The organism is Pelagimonas sp. KU-00592-HH (assembly GCF_040369695.1).
In the GTDB taxonomy this organism is placed as follows: Bacteria; Pseudomonadota; Alphaproteobacteria; order Rhodobacterales; family Rhodobacteraceae; genus Shimia.
The window spans coordinates 599,612-618,092 of sequence record NZ_BAABWM010000001.1; the positions used below are offsets into that span (position 1 = coordinate 599,612).

Genomic DNA, 18,481 nt, shown 5'->3' on the forward strand with positions numbered 1-18,481 from the left:
ACCCAATCCTTTGCCTTACTTGCCTTCCACCTCGGCAGCGACGGCCTTGTAGGCGTCAAGGTAGCCTTCGGGCAGGCTGTGCGCGACACCCTGGTGGCAATCGATACAGGTCTTGCCTTCGTCCAGTGCTTTCTGGTGGTTCTGGGCGGCACGGTTTTCCTGTTTCGTGAAGTCCATGAACTCGAAGTTGTGGCAGTTCCGGCATTCCTTGGAGTCGGTCTTTTTCATCCGCTTCCATTCGCGCGAGGCCATGATGATCCGGTGTTCCTCGAACTTCTCCGGAGTCGATACCGACTTGGTGATGAACTTGCCATACAGCTCTTTCGAAGCCTGGATCTTGCGGATCATCTTGGGGCCCCAGTCCTTGGGCACGTGGCAGTCGGGACAGGTGGCGCGCACACCGGACGAGTTGTTCTGGTGAACGGTGCCCTGGTATTCCGCATAGACGTTGTTCTCCATCTCGTGGCACGAGATACAGAACTTCTCGGTGTTGGTCGCTTCAAGGGCCCAGTGGAAACCACCCCAGAAGACGATGCCGCCAGCAAAGCTGACAATCATCAGGAAGCCAAGGCTGACTGCGCCAATCGGCGTCTTGGCCCAGTTCCAGATGCGGCGAATAAGGCCGGGAGAGTTTTGTTCCGTCATTTTCTTATTCCTTCCTCTCGGTCACAGCCGCATCAGTTGCTGGACGCGTTGAAGGTGTTGTCCACCAGTGCCGGAGCGTCGGCCTGGGGAACGTGGCATTGGTTGCAGAACCAGCGAGTGCCTGCGACGCGGTCAAGCTGGTTGCCTTCGCGGTCCAGGTAGTGGGTCATCGACAGGGTCGGCGCGTTGCGTTCGCCTGCGGTGGTCCAGTCGTGGCAGCTCAGGCAACGGTTGGCCTTGAGGTCGATCTGGTACTGATCGATCGAGTGCGGGATCAGCGGCGGCTGCTGGCGGTAGTTGCGGGTAAAGCGCTGTTTGTCCTGGTGGAACACGTCCTCGACGACATTTTGTTCATCAATCGGTGCTCCGCGCAGCGACTGGACTTCCTGTGCTGTCGCGAGACCTGCGACGGCGAAAAGGGCCGTTGCGGCGATGGCGCTGATGAGGGCTTGCTTCTTCATGGTTTTACTCCGTTGCTTGCTCAGGCGGCTTTGCTGGCCCCGGATGCAGGTTGAGTTCTTGTTCTCTGCTCACGCGCCGGTGCGGGCGTGTCGTCGAAACGGGTGGTGAATTTGAAGACGTCCATGGCACAGACGTCGATGCATCGACCGCAGTTGGTGCAGTCGGACGAAAGGATAAGTGGCGTGTCATCGTCCTTGCCGCGCAGGGCCGGTGTGATGACCTGCATCTCGGGGCAAACCGCGAAACAGTCCATGCAGTCGTCACAGTCGGCGCGTTTCTCGGCCGAAATGCGCAGAACAGACTTGGTGCCAAGCAGGCCATAGAAGGCGCCAACCGGGCAAAGGTGACCGCACCAGCCGCGACGGGACACGAAGACATCGAACAGGAAGACCGCGATCACAAAGGCCCAGGCAAAGCCCATGCCGAAGATCAGGCCACGGTGCAACATGCTGATCGGGTTGACGAATTCCCAGGCCACCGTGCCGGTGATGGCGGAAACGGCCAGCACCATGCCCAGCACCCAGTATCGGGTGTTCTTCTTGGGCTGCCAGCCTTTGGACATGCCCAGTTTCTCATGCAGCCAATGCGCGCCGTCCGTGACCGGATTGATCGGGCAGACCCACGAGCAATAGACCCGGCCGCCAATCAGCGCATAGGCAACGCCAACAATCAGCGCACCAATCAGGGCGGTGGTCTCCGGCCAGTGCAGGGCAAAGAACCCCTGAAGGGTGATGAAAGGATCGGTCAGCGGCAGGACGTTGAAGGTCATCGATCCGGACAGGTTGCCCTTGAACCACCAGATGCCAAACCACGGCCCGATCAGGAACAGCGTCAGGAAAAACACCTGCGAGGCACGGCGCAGCAAAAGGAAACGGTGCGCCCGCAGCCAGCCGAATTCGTCGATGGCTTCCTGTCCAACGGGGAGTTTGGTCTTGGCACTCATCAGTTGGACCCTCCCGTCCCCGGCAGGCTGAAGGACGAGGTGAACCCGCCTTCCATGCTGGGATCAGGCAGCGCATCGGTGGTGTATCCCCCCGGCGCCACGAGGTTGTCGGTGCCCGGTCCGGGCAGGCGGTCCGGCAGGTCGATCAACTCGTCAACCAGCGGGTTCTTGTCTTCCCAGCCCAGTTTGTAGTGATCCGCCGCCTCGGCCATCGCGATCCGGCGCGGCAGCACCTTGATCGCCGACTCGCCTGGCAGCACACAGGATTTCTCGCATTTGCCGCAACCGGTGCATTTGTCGGAATGCACGATGGGCATGAAAATGGCGTGGTGACCCGAACGCTCGTTATGGCGGCGCTCAAGGGTGATGGCCTCGTCGATGACGGGGCAGACGCGATAACAGACATCACAGCGCAGGCCGAGTGCGTTGAGGCATTTCTCCTCGTCGATCAGCACCGCGAGGCCCATGTCGGCATCGTCAATATTCGTCAGCTCCTTGTCGAGCGCCCCAGTCGGGCAGGCAACGACGCAGGGAATGTCTTCACACATCTCGCAGGGAATATCGCGGGCGGTAAAGTATGGCGTGCCGGTGGCCGGACCGTCATAGCCCAGCTCGGCAAGTTTCAGCGTGTCATAGGGGCAATCGCGCACGCAAAGACCACAGCGGATGCAGGCCGCGAGGAAATCATCCTCGTCCAGCGCGCCGGGCGGGCGGATTGCCTGCGCCGGAAGGGCGCGGGCATCGCTGATGAATTGTGTGAGCGCCATGCCCGCCACCGCACACCCTGCTGCACCGCGTGCAGCATCCTGAAGGAAGCGGCGACGATCCATCGACGAGGGTTTGCGTTTCGGGGCGGACATGGCTTTTTTCTCCTATTTACAGCAAGTTACGCGCGTTCAACTTTACATGCGCATTTCTTGAAGTCGGTCTCTTTCGAGATCGGGCAGGTCGCATCCAGCGTCAGCTTGTTGGTCAGTTGGCCTTCATCGAACCAGGGCATGAACACGACGCCACGGGGCATCTTGTTCCGGCCACGGGTTTCGACGCGGGACAGAACCTCGCCACGGCGGGTCGAGACCATGATCTCCTGGCCACGACGCAGCCCGCGGTCCTTGGCGTCCTGCGGGTGCATGAACACGACGGCCGACGGGAACGAACGGTGCAGCTCGGGGACACGGCGGGTCATCGAGCCCGAGTGCCAGTGCTCGAGAACACGCCCGGTCACGAACCACAGATCGTACTCGTCATCAGGCTCTTCCGCCGCCGGTTCGTAAGGGGCGAAGATGATGTTCGCCTTGCCGTCCGGCTTGCCGTAGAACTGAACGCCCGCGCCCTTCTCGACATAGGGGTCATAGCCCTCGCGGAAGCGGTAGAGGGTTTCCTTGCCATCGACGACCGGCCAGCGCAGACCTCGGGCCTGGTGGTAGACTTCGAACTCTGCAAGGTCGTGTGCCTTGCCGCGACCAAAGTCGGCATATTCCTCGAACAGACCTTTTTGAACGTAGTAGCCAAAGTGCTTGGATTCTTCGTTGTTAAAGCCGTCCGCAGTTTCCGACAGCGGGTATTTGTTGACCTTGCCGTTCTCGAACAGGACCTCGTACACGGTTTTGCCGCGATACTCGGGTTTCTGCGCGATCAGCTCTTCCGGCCATACGTCTTCGATCTTGAAGCGTTTCGAGAACTCCATGACCTGCCAGACGTCCGATTTGGCTTCGCCCGGTGCATCCACCTGCTGACGCCAGAACTGAGTGCGGCGTTCCGCGTTACCGTAAGCCCCTTCCTTCTCGACCCACATGGCGGTGGGCAGGATCAGGTCGGCGGCCAGTGCGGTCACGGTCGGATACGGGTCGGACACGGTGATGAAGTTATCGGGGTTGCGATAACCCGGATAGCCTTCTTCGTTCATGTTCGGCGCAGCCTGCATGTTGTTGTTACACTGGACCCAGTGACAGTTCAGATCACCGTCTTTCAGCTTGCGGTGCTGCAGAACGGCGTGGAAGCCCGGCTTGCCAGGAATGGTGCCTTTGGGCAGGCCCCACTTGGCTTCTGCGATGTCGCGGTGCGCTTCTTTCATGACCACCATGTCGGCGGGCAGACGGTGTGCAAAGGTGCCAACCTCGCGGGCAGTACCACAGGCCGAGGGCTGACCGGTCAGCGAGAAGGGCGAGTTGCCCGGCTCGGCGATTTTGCCAACCAGAAGGTGGACGTTGTACATCAGGCCGTTCACCCAGGACCCACGGGTGTGCTGGTTGAAGCCCATGGTCCAGAGCGACATCACCTTGCGGTTCGGGTCAGCGTACTGTTTTGCCAGACGCTCAAGCGCCGCTTCCGGAACACCGGACAGTTTCGACACTTTCTCGACCGTGTATTCCGAAACCGCCTCGGCATACTCTTCAAAGCTGATCTTGGTCAGCTTGCCGTGCTTGCCTTCGTGCGACGGGTTTTCAGCCGCCTGCTCCAGCGGGTGGTTCGGGCGCAGACCATAACCGATGTCGGTGTTGGTCTTGGTGATGTTGACGTGGTTCTTGACGAAGTCCTCGTTCACCGCGCCGTTCTGGATGATGTAGTTGGCGATGTAGTTCAAGATCGCGAGGTCGGTCTGCGGGGCAAAGATCATGCCGTTGTCGGCCAGTTCGAACGAACGGTGCTCGAACGTCGACAGAACGTGAACTTCACAGCCCGGCTTGGTCAGGCGGGTATCGGTGAGGCGCGACCACAGGATCGGGTGCATCTCGGCCATGTTCGAGCCCCAAAGCACGAAGGTATCCGCATGCTCGAGGTCATCATAACAGCCCATCGGCTCGTCGATGCCAAAGCCGCGGATAAAGGCGGCCACGGCCGAGGCCATGCAGTGACGGGCGTTGGGGTCGATGTTGTTGGAACGCAGGCCGGCCTTCATGAACTTGGCAGCGGCATAGCCTTCCCAGACGGTCCACTGGCCAGAGCCGAACATGGACACTGCGGTCGGGCCTTTCTTCTTGATGGTTTCCTTCCACTTGTCGGCCATCACATCAAAGGCTTCGTCCCAGGACACCGGCTCGAAGTCGCCGTTTTTGTCATAGACGCCGTTCGACTTGCGCAGCAGCGGTTGGGTCAGACGGTCTTTGCCGTACATGATCTTCGACAGGAAGTAGCCTTTGATACAGTTCAGGCCACGGTTCACCGGGGCCTCGGGGTCACCCTGGGTGGCCACCACGCGGCCATCCTTGACACCGACAAGAACCGAACAGCCGGTACCGCAGAAACGGCAGGCTGCCTTGTCCCAGCGGATGTTGGGGCCGTCGAGCTGCGCCGCAGCAGCGTTCGGCAGTGTCATGCCTGCGGCCGAGGCGGTCGCAGCAGCGGCCGTGGCCTTCAGGAAAGAGCGGCGGGAAGTTGGCAAGGTCATGGGCTGATCTCCCGTTCAGTGTACAGGTTGATCGAGGGCTTCGGCGTTATCGTCCAGCTCCTCGAAATGGTGATAGGTGAGAGTGATCGTCAGAACGCCGGGGATCTGGTGCATATCCATGATCTGATCCGAGGCGCGCTGGGATGGGGTGTCTTCGACGGTGATAACGATGCGCCCATCTTCATGGGTATGCACCTCACCTCCTTCGAAGGCGTCAATGGCCGCGATGACGCTGTCGGTCTTCTCCGGCATTGTGTGGACGAGACATCCGCAGATGTTCAGCATTGGCTGACCTCCGTTGGTTGGCTGATTTGGCTGAATTTGATGGCATTGACCGGGCAAGGTGCGGCGCAGGCCCCGCAACCGGTACAGCTTTGAAGATCGAATTGCGGTTCCGCCCTGCCCCCTGTCTGGAGCCGGAAACGGATCGCCTGCTCGTCGCAGTAGTCCTGACAGGCACGACAGTGAACGCCCTGGCGCGACAGGCAGTCTTCGGAAACGCGCGCCCGCCAAGGCCAGGTTTGCGCCCCGGCAAGTGCGCCGGTCTCGCAGGCTTCGATACAATCGCCGCAGAAGGTGCATTCGCCCTTCTTGAAGTTGATAACGGCGAAGCCTTCGCTGTCCTTCATGATGATGTTTTCCGGACAGGCCCGGGAACAGTCACCGCATCCCGTGCAGGCCTCTTCGAACTCCATCGGAGGCAATGCGCCAAACGGACGCATCACGCTGCGTGCCGTGAAACGGCCCCGCAGAAATGCTCTTCTTCCGTCCTGACTGGTCATGCTCGCGCCTTCCGATCCTTCACGACCCAATGCGGGCCGCCCCCTTTTCGATAGGACCGGAGCAACACTTATTTGTTGATCTGGATCATGGTTTCGGGGGGAATTCGCATTTTTTTCGCCGGCGCAAATATCTGATTTTTCGAATTTATTTCGCAAATCGCCCGAAGTATGGGCAGTTTGAAAACTTGGATAACCCATTGCTTTTCGGACAGAAAAGGTGCGGCGCCCCACACCTTTTCCCGGCCACCCGAGGCGCGCATGTTGCCCCCTCGCCTCGGTGTGGAAAAAAGATGGATTTTCCCCACATGTTTCACGCAAATCGTAGGTCCGATCTGCGCGCCTACCCTTGAATGCACCCGAATCGGTCCTGCTGAAACGGCTGCCCCGCATCCCGGAGAAGACAATGTATCCCTTGGTGCTGTCGGGTTTCGCCCCGGCGGCATCACGGCACGCACCTTTGCGGTCCACAAGGCAGCTTGCCCGGTGATCCAGGTCTTCTCGTTTCACGGTCTTGTCCCCAATCAGGCCTCGGTGACACAGGTTCCGACGGCCCAACCATTGTTTCAGGCGCACATTAACGGTATCGATGAGATCAAAGTTTGCGCCGCAACAACCTTTGGCGAGAATTCGTGCAGCACCTCGACGAAACTCTTCTCCGCGACCTGCCCAGCTTCCGGGCGCTTGAGCCTTTGGCGGTCCGCGAGATCCTGAGCCACGCACACTCACGCAGGATCGAGGCAGGCCATTCCGTGTTCGAGGAAGGCGCAGAAGCCGAAACCTTCTTTCTCCTGCTGGACGGACACATTCGCGTTGAGCGGATTTCGCGCGAAGGCGACCGTGTCATCCCTCTGCACATCCCGCCTGGACAGCTTTTTGGCATCGCCGCAGCCCTTGGCCGCGACACCTATCCCGCCACCGCCGTGGCCGCCGCGGAATGTATCGTGCTGTGCTGGCCGATGCGGCTCTGGGACAGCTTCGTCGAAACCTACCCCGGCTTTGGGCGCGAGGCGAACAAGATGGTCGGGCACCGCGTGGGCGAAATGAACGCCCGGATCATGGAACTGGCCACACAGCACGTGGAACAAAGAGTGGCCAGCGCCATCCTGCGACTGTCGCAGCAAAACGGACGCCAGACCGACACCGGCGTTGAGATCCCTTTTCCGCTAACCCGCCGCCAGATCTCCGAGATGACCGGCTCGACCCTGCACACCGTCAGCCGCCTGCTCTCGGCATGGGAACGCGACGGCATCCTGACAAGCGAACGCAAGCATATCCGCGTGCACGAACCCACGCGTCTGGCCGAACTGACGGAAGACACGAAGCCGGCGACGTAGCCCCGATCAAGACCTGAAATTATCTATTGCGGATACCCCTTTTCCCGGACCAACTTCCGTCCACCTGGATCTGTATAGCCTTTATTTCAGACAGTATTTCCAGAAGCATGGGCGCGGATTTGACGTTACCTGACCTCACCTCACTTGAGATTTTTTGAGATTGTCCAAATCCCGCGCGTCCTGAAAATGCACGGATCGGACGCGCCCGATCGCGGTTCCGGCTTTGGAAAGGACATCTCATGCTTGATCAACCCAGCGCACCCGCCCCGCGTGGCCGTCGCTCCCGGCGAGCCGCAGGCCGCTCGGCAGAGGCCGGCCAGAACACGCACCTGCGCGTCCCCTACATCACACGCAAGATTCCGACGCTGGACCTTCTGGACGAAGAAAGCCTGACCAAGATCGAAGCCGGTGCCGACCGCATTCTCGCCGAGATCGGCATCGAAATCCGCGAAGACAAAGAAACCGTCGACCTGTTCCGCAAGGCCGGGGCAAAGGTCACCGACGTCAGTGCAGAAGCGTGGAACCTCAAATTCGAACCGGGCATGATCCGCGAGATCCTCAAGACCGCCCCCGGCCGGTTCACCCAACACGCCCGCAACCCCGCCAACACGGTTGAGATTGGCGGCGATGCCACGGTCTTTGCCCCCTCCTATGGCTCTCCCTTCGTGATGGACCTCGATAAGGGCCGACGCTATGGCACCATCGAAGACTTTGAAAACCTTGTGAAACTGGCGCAGTCCTCGCCTTGGCTGCACCATTCCGGCGGCACCATCTGCGAACCGACCGACGTACCGGTGAACAAACGCCACCTCGATATGGTCTATGCCCATATGCGCTATTCCGATCGCCCCTTCCTCGGGTCGATCACCGCACCGGAACGCGCCGAAGACAGTGTCGAGATGTGCCGCATCCTGTTCGGCGCCGACTTTGTCGATCAGAACTGTGTCATCATGGGCAACTTCAACACCACCTCGCCGCTGGTGCTTGATGGGGCCACGACGCAGGGCATCACCGCCTATGCCCGCGCGGGCCAGGGGTCGATCCACCTGCCCTTCCTCCTTGGCGGCGCGGTCTCCCCGCTCACCATGGCCGGGTCAATCGCCCAGTGCCTAGCCGAATCCATGACCTCCTGCGCCATCACCCAACTGGTGCGCCCCGGCGCCCCCGCCGTGCTGGCCGGGTTCCTCAGTTCCATGTCGCTGCGCTCAGGCTCGCCCACTTTCGGCACGCCCGAACCGGCGCTTGGCTCTCTGGTCATGGGCCAGCTGGCCCGCCGCCTCAACCTGCCCCTGCGCTGTGCCGGCAACTTCTCGACCTCGAAACTGCCGGACGCGCAGGCCATGCAGCAAAGCATGATGTCGATGATGTCCGCCGTTCAGGGCGGCGCGAACTTTGTCCTGCACTCTGCCGGCTTCCTCGACGGGCTGCTGTCCATGTCCTACGAGAAATTCGTAATGGACACCGACATGTGCGGCGCCCTGCATGCCTACATGAACGGCTTCGAGGTCAACGACGACACCCTTGGCATTGATGCCCTTGCCGAACAGGGCCCGGGCGAGCACCTTTTCGGCACCGCCCACACGCTGCGGCATTATGAGACAGCGTATTGGGACAGCGGCCTGAACGACGATCAGCCCTATGAAACCTGGGCGGAACAGGGCGGCGAAGATGCTGCGATCCGTGCCAACAAGAAATGGAAAGACACCCTGGCGAACTACGAAGCCCCCGAAATGGCGACAGAAACCGACGAAGCCTTGAAAGATTTTGTCGCCCGTAGAAAAGCCGAAATGGCCGACGCCTGGTACTAAGACGAAAACGCGAGGGAAGCCCAGCCATGTCCAAAGATCCCCTGTTGCAGCCGTATCAGCTCAAACACCTGACGCTGAAGAACCGGATCATGACCACCAGCCACGAACCGGCCTACCCCGAAGACGGCATGCCCAAGGACCGCTATGCCGCCTATCACGCGGAGCGGGCCAAGGCAGGCGTCGCGCTGGCGATGACCGCGGGTTCGGCGGCGGTGTCCAAGGATTCCCCCCCTGTTTTCAACAACATCCTTGCCTACAAGGACGAGGTGGTGCCGTGGATCAGACAACTGACTGACGCCTGTCACGAGCATGGCTGCGCCGTCATGATCCAGCTGACCCACCTTGGCCGCCGGACCGGCTGGAACAAGGGAAACTGGCTGCCCTCGGTCAGTTCCTCGAAACACCGCGAACCCGCGCACCGCGCCTTTCCAAAGCTGGTGGAAGACTGGGACATCGAGCGCATCATCGGCGATTTCGCCGATGCCACCGAACGCATGAAAGAAGGCGGAATGGATGGGGTCGAGCTACAGGTTTACGGCCACCTTCTCGATCAGTTCTGGTCGCCGCTGACCAATGATCTGGACGGCCCCTATGGCGGCCAAACCCTTGAAAGTCGACTGAAATTCCCGATGGACGTGCTGCGCGGCATCCGCGACCGCGTGGGCGACGATTTCATCGTCGGCCTGCGCTATACGGCGGATGAGGCCGAAGCGGGCGGCATCTCGCCGGAAGAAGGCATCGAGATTTCCAAACGCCTTGCCGACAGCGGCATGGTCGACTTCCTGAACGTGATCCGGGGCCGCATCCATACCGATCCCGCCATGACCGACGTGATCCCGGTGCAGGGCATGAAGAACGCCCCACACCTTGATTTCGCAGGCGAGGTCAAGAAGGCCACCGGAATGCCCACGTTCCACGCTTCGAAAATCCCTGACGTCGCCACCGCACGCCACGCGGTGGCCGAAGGCCTCCTCGACATGGTGGGCATGACCCGCGCCCACATGGCCGACCCGCATATCGTGCGCAAGATCGTCGAGGGGCGCGAAGATGACATTCGCCCCTGCGTCGGGGCAACCTATTGTCTTGACAGGATTTATCAGGCCGGAGACGCACTGTGCCTGCACAATGCGGCCACCGGTCGGGAACTGACCATGCCGCATGACATTCCGCCGGCGGAAAAGAAAAAGAAGGTCGTGATTGTCGGCGCTGGTCCGGCAGGCCTCGAAGCGGCGCGTGTGGCGGCAGAGCGTGGCCACAAGGTCACCGTGTTCGAGGCACAACCCGATCCCGGCGGCCAGATCCGCCTGACCGCCCAGTCCGAACGCCGCCGCGAGATGATCTCGATCATCGACTGGCGCATGGCCCAATGCGCGGCACGCGACGTGGAATTCCACTTCAACACATGGGCCGAAGCCGATGACGTGACCGCGCTGAACCCCGATGTCGTGATCGTCGCCACCGGCGGCATGCCGAACACAGAATTGTTCGAATCCGGCAAGGAGCAAAATCTCGTTGTCACCTCGTGGGACCTGATTTCAGGTGATGTAAAACCGGGCGACAACGTGTTGATCTATGACGAAAGTGGCGATCACCCCGGTCTCATGGCAGCCGAAATCGCGGCCAATTCCGGCGCACGTGTCGAGGTGATGACTCCGGACCGGATGTTCGCTCCCGACATTATGGCCATGAACCTTGTGCCCTATATGCGCGCCCTTCAGGACAAGGATACGGTCTTTACCGTCACCCGTCGCCTGCTGGATGTGAGCAAGGATGGCAACATGCTGAAGGCAAAAATCGGCACCGACTACAGCGACCTTGTGACCGAACAGACCCATGATCAGATCGTGGTCAACTATGGCACCTTGCCGCTGGATGATCTCTATTTCGACCTGAAACCGGCCTCTTCGAACGGAGGCGAAGTCGATTACGACGCGCTGATCGAAGGCCGCCCGCAGACCGTGGTCCGCAATGAGGACGGCCAATTCCAGCTGTTCCGGATCGGCGATGCAGTCAGCGCCCGCAACACGCACGCGGCCATCTACGACGCCTTGAGGCTGATGAAAGATGTCTGATATCAAACGGATAGGCGTGATCGGCACCGGCGTGATCACTTCGGCCGTTGTCGAAGGCATCGCCGGTGACGGCCACAGGATCACCGTCTCGGAACGGTCAGCCGACAAGGCCGCGCGCCTTGCCGAGATGTTCGAAAACGTGACCGTCGCCGATAATCAGCGCGTTCTGGATCAAAGCGACATTGTCTTCCTTGGCCTCATGGCCGAGGCGGCCCCTGCCATCCTGCAAGAGCTTACCTTTCGCGCAGATCAGGCCATCATCACCGTCATGGCCGGCGCGTCGCTGGCAGAGGTTGCGGACATGGTCGCCCCGGCCCGCGCAGCCGCGATTATGATGCCTTTTCCGGGCATTGCACGCGGTGGTTCACCCATCATGATGCAGGGCGACGTGGCCTTTGTCCAAAGCCTGTTCGCACCAAGAAACACGGTGTTCGCCCTCAAGGACGCGGCCGAAATGCAGGCCTATCTTTGTGCGCAGGCCGTGCTGTCGCCTGCCGCCCGCATGGTGGCCGATGCCGCCGACTGGCTGGCTCAGCGAGTGGATGATCCCGTGCAGGGCGAAGCCTTCCTGCGCACGCTTGTCGCCTCAAGCCTCGCAAATCAGGCCACCGGCCCGCTGATCGACGCACTGAACACGCCCGGAGGCTATAACCAACGCCTGCGTCAACACATGGAAGCGGCCGGAATGGGCCGCGATCTCGCCGAGGGGCTGAACAAACTGGAAGGGTAGCCATGGGGTTCTCTCATATCGCCAAACCTTTGACATTGCGCCATAAAACCCTGAAGAACCGCGTGGTCTTTGGGGCGCATACCACCAACATGGCCGTGGATGGCCTGCCCGGTGACCAGCATCTTGCCTACTACCGCGAACGCGCCATCGGCGGGGCGGCGATGATCGTGGTCGAACCCGTCCCCGTGCATGCCGCCGCCGTATTGACCCGCGGCAACTTTCGCCATTCTTCGGACGATGTCATCCCCGCCTTCCAGCGTCTCACCGATGCTTGCCACGCCCATGGCACCGTGATGATCCAGCAGCTGTACCATGTTGGCGCCCACGGCGATCAGGACAATTCCTTCCACGCGTCGTGGTCGCCCTCTGGTGGACCGAGCTACCACGACAGCGACGGCAGCCACGAAATGAGCGCAGACGAGATCGAAGAAACGATCCAGGGCTTTGTCGATGCCGCCATACGCTGTCAGAAAGCCGGGTTCGACGGGGTCGAGGTCTGGGCTGCCTACCACTGTCTGCTGGATCAGTTCTGGACCCCATTCTCGAACCAGCGTGACGATCAATGGGGCGGCAGCCTTGAAAACAGAACCCGCCTCTCGCGCGAGATTCTGCGCCGGATTCGAGAGGCTTGCGGCGAGAACTTCATCATTGGCCTGTCGGTCAACGACGAACCCGGCGTCGAAGCCTCCTTGGGGCGCGAGGACATGGCAGATATCGTCGCCTTGCATGACGCCGAGCACCTGATGGATTACGTCACCGTCGGCTCGGGCAGCTACCTTGATTTCTACGGCATCATCCCGACCTTCCAATATGGCGAGAAGCTAGGCGTCGATCTGGCAACGCGCCTCAAAAGCGTGGTGCAGCACGCCGTGGTCACCGCCGAAAGCCACATCCGCACACCAGAGAATGCCAACACCGTTCTTGGCGCGGGCGAGGCCGATCTGGTCTCGATCGTGCGCGGCCAGATCGCCGATCCGCACCTTGTGACCAAAGCCCTGGAAGACCGGCCAGACGACATTCGGGGCTGCCTGTCCTGCAACCAGCAATGCTGGGGCCGCCGAGGCCGCGACTACTGGATTTCCTGCCTCATCAACCCCTCCGTCGGCTTTGAGCATGAATGGGGCGGTGACCGATTTGAACGCACGGACACCCCGAAATCCGTTCTTGTCGTCGGGGCCGGCCCGGCCGGTCTCGAGGCCGCTCGCGTCGCCGCAGAACGCGGCCACAACGTCATCCTCGCCGAAGCAGGGCCGCAGATTGGCGGCCAGTTCCGTCTGGCAGGTCTGCAACCCCGCCGCGCCCAGATCATCGACCTTCTTGACTGGTACGAACGCCAGCTTGCCAAGCTGGGCGTCGACCTGCGCCTCAACACCTATCTGGATGCCGACGACATTGCCGCGATCGGGGCGAACACCGTGCTGATGGCCACGGGGTCCCTGCCCGACGAAGAGGGCTTTCAAAAGGCCCTGCCCCACCTTGTCAGCCTGCCCGGCCTTGACGGCAACGTCTGGTCTGCCGCCGACGTCATGGGCCGTGCCGCGCGGCTTGGCAAAGGCGTTGTGGTACTGGATGAAGGCGGTCACTGGAAGGGCTGCGGCACCGCTTGGGCACTGGCCGAAGCAGGTCACGACGTGACCATCGTCACGCCCGATGGTCTTGTCGGCAAGGAACTTCTGCGCTCGGCCGCAGATTTCCCCCTGCGCCGGACCCTCGCCCAGCTTGGCGTGACCTTCCTGACGGAAAGCGCAATCACGCAATGGTCGCCCGAAGGCGCCACGGTGCTGTCCTTCCTCACCGGCACGTCGCAATTGATCGAGGCGGACTCGCTGGTGCTGGCCACAGTCAACCGCGCCGACACAGAGCTATGGCGCGACCTTGCCGGGAAAGGGATCAGGGCGCCGCTCTTGGGTGATGCACACGCCCCGCGCAATGCCGCGCTGGCCTTTCACGACGGTCGCAAGCTGGGGCTGGGCGTTTAGGGTCTGCCGGCTGGTCGGCGACGCTTGGGGAAACCGCCCCTTCCCACGCCTCAGCTGCGCGACGCCTCGAGCCTTTCGCGGGTCTCAGACCAGGTGCGCTGCAGTTCGGGCAAGGCCTCTCGCACAGAGGCGGTCTCGCTGTCCTTGGCCATCTCCTCGATGGACAAGAGCGCCCCGCGCAAGGCCACCGCCCCGAACACCGCCGCGCTGCCCGCAATCTTATGCGCCTCTCCCGCCATGTCCTCCGGCAGATTGCCCGTCTCGCCAATGGTGTCCCAAAGATCCAAAAGCGCATCGGTCTCGCCGATAAAGCGGGTCAGGAAGGTTGCAAATACCTCTGGGCCGACATTTTCACGCATTTCTTCAATCTGGGCGGGGTCCACAAGGGACGATACCGGGGCAATCTCTTCGGGATGCTCGGATGGGCTCGCCGCCCCCAGCACCGAGCGCAGCTGCTCAAGGGTCAGGGGTTTGCCGACAAAACCGTTCATCCCCACCTCAAAGAAACGCTTCTGATCCTTCGGCAATACGTTGGCCGAAACCGCGATGATCGGCACGTCCGACGACACGCCCGATCCATTGCGAATTTCGCGGGTGGCGGAAATGCCATCCAACACAGGCATGCTGATATCCATGAAAATCATGTCAAACCGGTGCTCGGACGCCATCTCGACACCGTCGCGGCCATTGTCGACGCAAACCGCCTCATGCCCTTCCCGTTCCAGCATGTTGCGGATGACCTGCTGGTTGATCTGGTTGTCTTCCACCACGAGAATACGCTGGTTGCGCTTGTGATCGGGCTGGCGCACGTCATCCAGCACCGCTTCCGGCTCGGTCGTCGTGGCCATCGGAAGACGGAACCAGAAGGTACAGCCATGTCCTTCCACGCTCTCCACGCCGATCTCGCCGCCCATCGCTTTGACAAGCCGCCGGGCAATGCCCAGCCCAAGCCCCGTGCCACCTGCACGACGGCCAAATGAAGCGTCCGAGGTGTGGAAATCATCAAAAATGCGCTGAAGATCAGCCTCGGGGATGCCGATGCCCGAGTCCGATACCCGGAACTCGACCAGCGGCCGCTTCTGCTTGTCCACCTCGGGCTGAACCTCGGCCTCAACAATGACCCGGCCATTCTCGGTAAACTTGATCGCGTTCCCAACGAGGTTCAGCAGAACCTGCTGCAAACGGGGGCCATCGATCAGAACCCAGGTCGCCGGCGGCCCCACCCAGCGCCACGAAACGTCATTACCCCGCGAGGCCGCACTGCCGCTCTGGCCGTCCACGATGTCCTGCATGAGCGCGCCAAGGTCCACCGGCGCCTCGACAATCTGCAACTTGCCTGCCTCGAAGCTTTCGATATCGAGAACCGCATCCACATGCTGCATCAGGATTTTTCCGGAAATCTGCATGTTATGCAGATAGACCGATTGACGGCCACTGAGCCGCGTATCTTCCAACAGCGACAGGTTGCCCAGAATACCGTTCAACGGTGTCCGGATTTCATGGCTCATCAGTGTCAGGATGTCGGCCTTGGCCTTCTCGCCCAACAACGCCTTGTCGCGGGCCTCGATCAGTTCCTGCTCGTCAGCCACGCGCTGCGAAATATCCCGCAGGAAGGCGATAAAGATCTCGCTGTCCTCGTGCATTGCCGATTGCAGAGCAAGTTCGACAGGGAACACCTCGCCGTTTGCGCGCATTCCCTCAAGTTGGACACGCCCCTTGCCGACAACGCGGCGTTCTCCCTTGTCAATCATGCGCTTCATGCCCGCATCGTGCAATTCACGCAGATGCGGGGGCACAACAACATCCCCGATCCGCAAACCACGCACGGATTGCGCGTCCCGTTGGAAAATCTGCTCGGCTGCCCGGTTGAATTCCAGAACCCGCCCTTCGGCATCCGTCACCACAACCCCGTCCAACGACGTGGACAGGATCGTGTTCATGCGATCATTGGCTTCGGTCAGTTCGGCCTCCCGAAACCGCATCTGACGGTTGATCGACAAAAGGAACAGGCTCACCCCGGTAAGGGCCAATAGGAGAATGCCCACAAGGATTGCGAGATGTTCCAGCGTTAGCGCGATTTCCTCGCGCCCAAGGTCGGACTGCAAGGCGAAATAGGACAGACCGGCCACCGAAACTTCACGGACGTCGCCCTCGATCCCCCGCGCTGCCTCGTGCAGGCTGTTGATCCGGCTGACAAGCACCTCGTCAGGTGCGTCGATTGTTGCAACCTGCGTTTCAAGAAAGGCCGCCACCTGGCCCAACGGCGCAAAAAACGCCTCATCCCGTCTGAGGTCTGCAAAAATCGGTGAATTCTGAAGAATGCCGACGCGGCTATAGAAAACATCGAAAGACCGGCGCAGATCGGCAAGAAGCACCGCGTTTTCGGCTTCCACAGACCCTGTCGCGACAGTGCTCGAAATTTCCTGCGCCATCCGCAGGTATTCAACTTCGACCTGCGTCAGTGTCCACTGGACATTGTCCGAGTTGGCAGAGTTCAGACTTTCAAGATCGGTGATGACATCTCGGCTGAACACAAGCGTGACTGCCAGCAGAACAGCAAGCCCACCGCCCAGCACGGTCGCCAACAGCGTGCTCTTGCCATTGCTATGTGGCCTGCCCGAAATCAGAACGACACCTTCGCCGGCTCTGAAATACGGCCGGCCCCTTCACCAGTACGCTATTGGACGACGGCGATCCTGTCGAGTTGCCAAATGCTTCTCGCGTATGCGATTTCCGCGCGATACTTGGCATCGCTGTCATACGGGAACACGATCCAAAGAGGCCCCTTGTCCCGGCGCGACATTTCCTTGCCGTTCATCATGTAGGCAACCATCGGGGCATTCGGATCAATGTCCGCGACGGGGATTTCAATGGCATAGTCGTTGATCGCCTTTGCCATCAAGGTTCCGTCTTCCACGTCCAGCCGATCAAGTAGCACAGCCAGCGGCACGCCCGTGAAGGTTTGCACGCCTTCTGTCCAAATCGTCGTGGTGACGTACTCGTGCTCGGCCAGATCGCGCAGCATTTGCAGGTCAAAAACGGCGCCCCTAACACCGTTTTTGACCTTGATGTCTCCCGAAACTTCCAGAAGCGGAACCCCAGTGGGTTTCGGAAGAGCATCTGCGGCTTGTGCTTCGGTCGTGAGTGGTAGCATCAGCCCGAAAAAGCCAGCCGCAATAAAACTTGTTACCCTGCGTTTCATGATTGCCCCTTAGGTTGTGCCGAATTTATCGCACGAACCGGGACGCAACACACGAAACCTTCAGGATAACGACCTATCCGAAAGGATAGTTTTCGCATTTTGTCATCTTGGAACGAGGGATCAAAACCAACGAAAAACTCGGGCTGACCGAACTGTGCCACTCACCCAAAACGGGAAAACGCCTACTTTTTTCTTAAGGTTCTCTCATACTTTTCAACACCTTAACTTACTAACAAAGTTCAGAAAGGGTGCGTAAGCGCACGAAATGATACTGCACCCAACGCACAAAGCCCCCTTTCGCATAGGTTTTTGGAGAAATTTTCAAAACACCTCAACGCAAGCGTGTTTCGTAAACACATTTGTCCCAAGCGGATATGACTCTATGTCCGTAAGACACAAGAATTGGTGGTTCTCCCCGCCGACGTACGTGTTAGGGTAGAGTGTGAATAGTTAGGATAGTGCCGTGAAAATTCTTATAGCTGATGATCACAGTCTGGTTAGGGATACGCTGGTGGCCTACGTCGAAACCAGCGGCGACATCGAAGCCCGGACCGCTGCTGATTTTGACGAGGCAAGCGCGATGGTTTCCGCGCAAGGCCCATTTGATCTTGTTCTGCTCGATTTCAACATGCCGGGCATGAATGGGCTTGACGGCCTGAACCGCGCCCTGGCGCTCGAAGGGGCATCGCGCGTTGCCCTGATTTCCGGAGAGGCTTCCAAGGACGTTGCCGAAAAAGCCCTCGAAGCGGGCGCTGCGGGTTTTGTCCCAAAGACCCTGCCGGCCAAGTCTCTGATCAACGCGATCCGTTTCATGGCCATGGGCGAACAATACGCCCCCATCGATTTCATGACCGCCGAACCCGAGGAAAACACCCACCCTCTTGCCAGCAAGCTGACCGAACGCGAGATGCAGGTGTTGCGTGGGTTGACCGAAGGCAAGTCGAACAAGGAAATCGCGCGTGACCTTGACCTGTCGGAACCGACGATCAAGCTGCACGTCAAGACGCTCTACAAGAAGGTAGACGCCAAGAACCGCACACAGGCGGCGCTGATTGCGCGCGAGGCCGGGTTGTTCTGAACCGGCCTCTCAGAGAAACGAAAAAAGCGAGCGGCCGGACCGCTCGCTTTTGTTTTTG

At 60.3% G+C, this 18,481-nt stretch carries 15 protein-coding genes and 1 pseudogene; 6 read left to right on the forward strand and 10 right to left on the reverse strand.

Going from position 1 to position 18,481, the window contains the following annotated elements; translation table 11 throughout:
- Positions 1 to 15: 15 nt before the first annotated feature.
- From ABWV42_RS03080 to napF, 7 genes are read right to left on the reverse strand one after another with little or no spacing between them, the layout of a single operon-like run.
- Positions 16 to 645, reverse strand: coding sequence for a NapC/NirT family cytochrome c (locus ABWV42_RS03080; RefSeq protein ID WP_353338842.1), 630 nt, complete (start codon positions 643 to 645; stop codon positions 16 to 18).
- Positions 646 to 677: 32 nt separating this feature from the next.
- Positions 678 to 1,106 carry a nitrate reductase cytochrome c-type subunit gene (locus ABWV42_RS03085; RefSeq protein WP_255105021.1) on the reverse strand — a complete coding sequence of 143 codons (429 nt, stop codon included), beginning with the start codon at positions 1,104 to 1,106 and terminating at the stop codon, positions 678 to 680.
- 20 nt (positions 1,107 to 1,126) lie between these two features.
- Entirely contained in the window at positions 1,127 to 2,050 is a 924-nt protein-coding gene (napH, locus tag ABWV42_RS03090; RefSeq protein WP_353338843.1) for a quinol dehydrogenase ferredoxin subunit NapH, read from the reverse strand.
- A complete protein-coding gene (gene napG / locus ABWV42_RS03095; protein WP_255105018.1) occupies positions 2,050 to 2,910 on the reverse strand; it encodes a ferredoxin-type protein NapG in 861 nt (286 codons plus the stop codon). The genes napH and napG overlap by 1 nt, the downstream gene beginning before the upstream one ends.
- 26 nt (positions 2,911 to 2,936) lie before the next feature.
- Positions 2,937 to 5,438, reverse strand: a complete 2,502-nt coding sequence (gene napA / locus ABWV42_RS03100; RefSeq protein WP_353338844.1) for a nitrate reductase catalytic subunit NapA — start codon at positions 5,436 to 5,438, stop codon at positions 2,937 to 2,939.
- A 15-nt stretch (positions 5,439 to 5,453) separates the two neighbouring features.
- Positions 5,454 to 5,723: a chaperone NapD gene (locus tag ABWV42_RS03105; RefSeq protein WP_255105014.1), complete on the reverse strand. Its 270-nt coding sequence runs from the start codon at positions 5,721 to 5,723 to the stop codon at positions 5,454 to 5,456.
- A complete protein-coding gene (gene napF / locus ABWV42_RS03110; RefSeq protein WP_353338845.1) occupies positions 5,717 to 6,727 on the reverse strand; it encodes a ferredoxin-type protein NapF in 1,011 nt (336 codons plus the stop codon). Before napF ends, ABWV42_RS03105 begins: the two co-directional genes overlap by 7 nt.
- Before the next feature lie 122 nt (positions 6,728 to 6,849).
- On the opposite strand from napF, the gene ABWV42_RS03115 reads away from it, so the two are divergent.
- From ABWV42_RS03115 to ABWV42_RS03135, 5 genes are all read left to right on the forward strand, one after another.
- Positions 6,850 to 7,554 carry a Crp/Fnr family transcriptional regulator gene (locus tag ABWV42_RS03115; protein WP_353338846.1) on the forward strand — a complete coding sequence of 235 codons (705 nt, stop codon included), beginning with the start codon at positions 6,850 to 6,852 and terminating at the stop codon, positions 7,552 to 7,554.
- Positions 7,555 to 7,793: 239 nt separating this feature from the next.
- The gene (locus ABWV42_RS03120; protein WP_255105009.1) at positions 7,794 to 9,362 is read left to right on the forward strand and encodes a trimethylamine methyltransferase family protein; all 1,569 of its coding nucleotides are present in this window, start codon (positions 7,794 to 7,796) and stop codon (positions 9,360 to 9,362) included.
- A gap of 26 nt (positions 9,363 to 9,388) precedes the next feature.
- Complete coding sequence (locus ABWV42_RS03125) at positions 9,389 to 11,434, forward strand: FAD-dependent oxidoreductase (protein WP_353338847.1); 2,046 nt, start codon at positions 9,389 to 9,391, stop codon at positions 11,432 to 11,434.
- A complete protein-coding gene (locus tag ABWV42_RS03130) occupies positions 11,427 to 12,164 on the forward strand; it encodes an NAD(P)-binding domain-containing protein (protein ID WP_353338848.1) in 738 nt (245 codons plus the stop codon). Before ABWV42_RS03125 ends, ABWV42_RS03130 begins: the two co-directional genes overlap by 8 nt.
- Before the next feature lie 2 nt (positions 12,165 to 12,166).
- On the forward strand, positions 12,167 to 14,143 hold the full coding sequence (locus tag ABWV42_RS03135; RefSeq protein ID WP_353338849.1) for an oxidoreductase: 1,977 nt from the start codon (positions 12,167 to 12,169) through the stop codon (positions 14,141 to 14,143).
- Positions 14,144 to 14,193: 50 nt separating this feature from the next.
- Here the strand turns inward: ABWV42_RS03135 and ABWV42_RS19685 are convergent, their stop codons facing one another.
- The 3 genes and pseudogenes from ABWV42_RS19685 to ABWV42_RS03145 form a co-directional block, all read right to left on the reverse strand.
- Complete coding sequence (locus tag ABWV42_RS19685; protein WP_502930945.1) at positions 14,194 to 14,991, reverse strand: response regulator; 798 nt, start codon at positions 14,989 to 14,991, stop codon at positions 14,194 to 14,196.
- 6 nt (positions 14,992 to 14,997) lie between these two features.
- Positions 14,998 to 16,575: pseudogene (locus ABWV42_RS19690) on the reverse strand (sensor histidine kinase); the annotation flags it as partial.
- Positions 16,576 to 16,820: 245 nt separating this feature from the next.
- Positions 16,821 to 17,345, reverse strand: a complete 525-nt coding sequence (locus tag ABWV42_RS03145; RefSeq protein WP_353338850.1) for a putative pterin-binding protein — start codon at positions 17,343 to 17,345, stop codon at positions 16,821 to 16,823.
- 463 nt (positions 17,346 to 17,808) lie between these two features.
- Here ABWV42_RS03145 and ABWV42_RS03150 point away from each other — a divergent pair, with 463 nt between their 5' ends.
- Positions 17,809 to 18,423: a response regulator gene (locus ABWV42_RS03150; protein ID WP_353338851.1), complete on the forward strand. Its 615-nt coding sequence runs from the start codon at positions 17,809 to 17,811 to the stop codon at positions 18,421 to 18,423.
- Positions 18,424 to 18,481: the final 58 nt, after the last annotated feature.

Coding starts and splice junctions, on each gene's coding strand:
- ABWV42_RS03130 (WP_353338848.1), top strand. CDS start 11,427: ATGTCTGATATCAAACGGATAGGCGTGATCGGCACCGGCGTGATCACT.
- ABWV42_RS03120 (WP_255105009.1), top strand. CDS start 7,794: ATGCTTGATCAACCCAGCGCACCCGCCCCGCGTGGCCGTCGCTCCCGG.
- ABWV42_RS03105 (WP_255105014.1), bottom strand. CDS start 5,723: ATGCTGAACATCTGCGGATGTCTCGTCCACACAATGCCGGAGAAGACC.
- ABWV42_RS03135 (WP_353338849.1), top strand. CDS start 12,167: ATGGGGTTCTCTCATATCGCCAAACCTTTGACATTGCGCCATAAAACC.
- napG (WP_255105018.1), bottom strand. CDS start 2,910: ATGTCCGCCCCGAAACGCAAACCCTCGTCGATGGATCGTCGCCGCTTC.
- ABWV42_RS03080 (WP_353338842.1), bottom strand. CDS start 645: ATGACGGAACAAAACTCTCCCGGCCTTATTCGCCGCATCTGGAACTGG.
- ABWV42_RS03145 (WP_353338850.1), bottom strand. CDS start 17,345: ATGAAACGCAGGGTAACAAGTTTTATTGCGGCTGGCTTTTTCGGGCTG.
- ABWV42_RS03085 (WP_255105021.1), bottom strand. CDS start 1,106: ATGAAGAAGCAAGCCCTCATCAGCGCCATCGCCGCAACGGCCCTTTTC.
- ABWV42_RS03125 (WP_353338847.1), top strand. CDS start 9,389: ATGTCCAAAGATCCCCTGTTGCAGCCGTATCAGCTCAAACACCTGACG.
- ABWV42_RS19685 (WP_502930945.1), bottom strand. CDS start 14,991: ATGGCCACGACGACCGAGCCGGAAGCGGTGCTGGATGACGTGCGCCAG.
- napA (WP_353338844.1), bottom strand. CDS start 5,438: ATGACCTTGCCAACTTCCCGCCGCTCTTTCCTGAAGGCCACGGCCGCT.
- napH (WP_353338843.1), bottom strand. CDS start 2,050: ATGAGTGCCAAGACCAAACTCCCCGTTGGACAGGAAGCCATCGACGAA.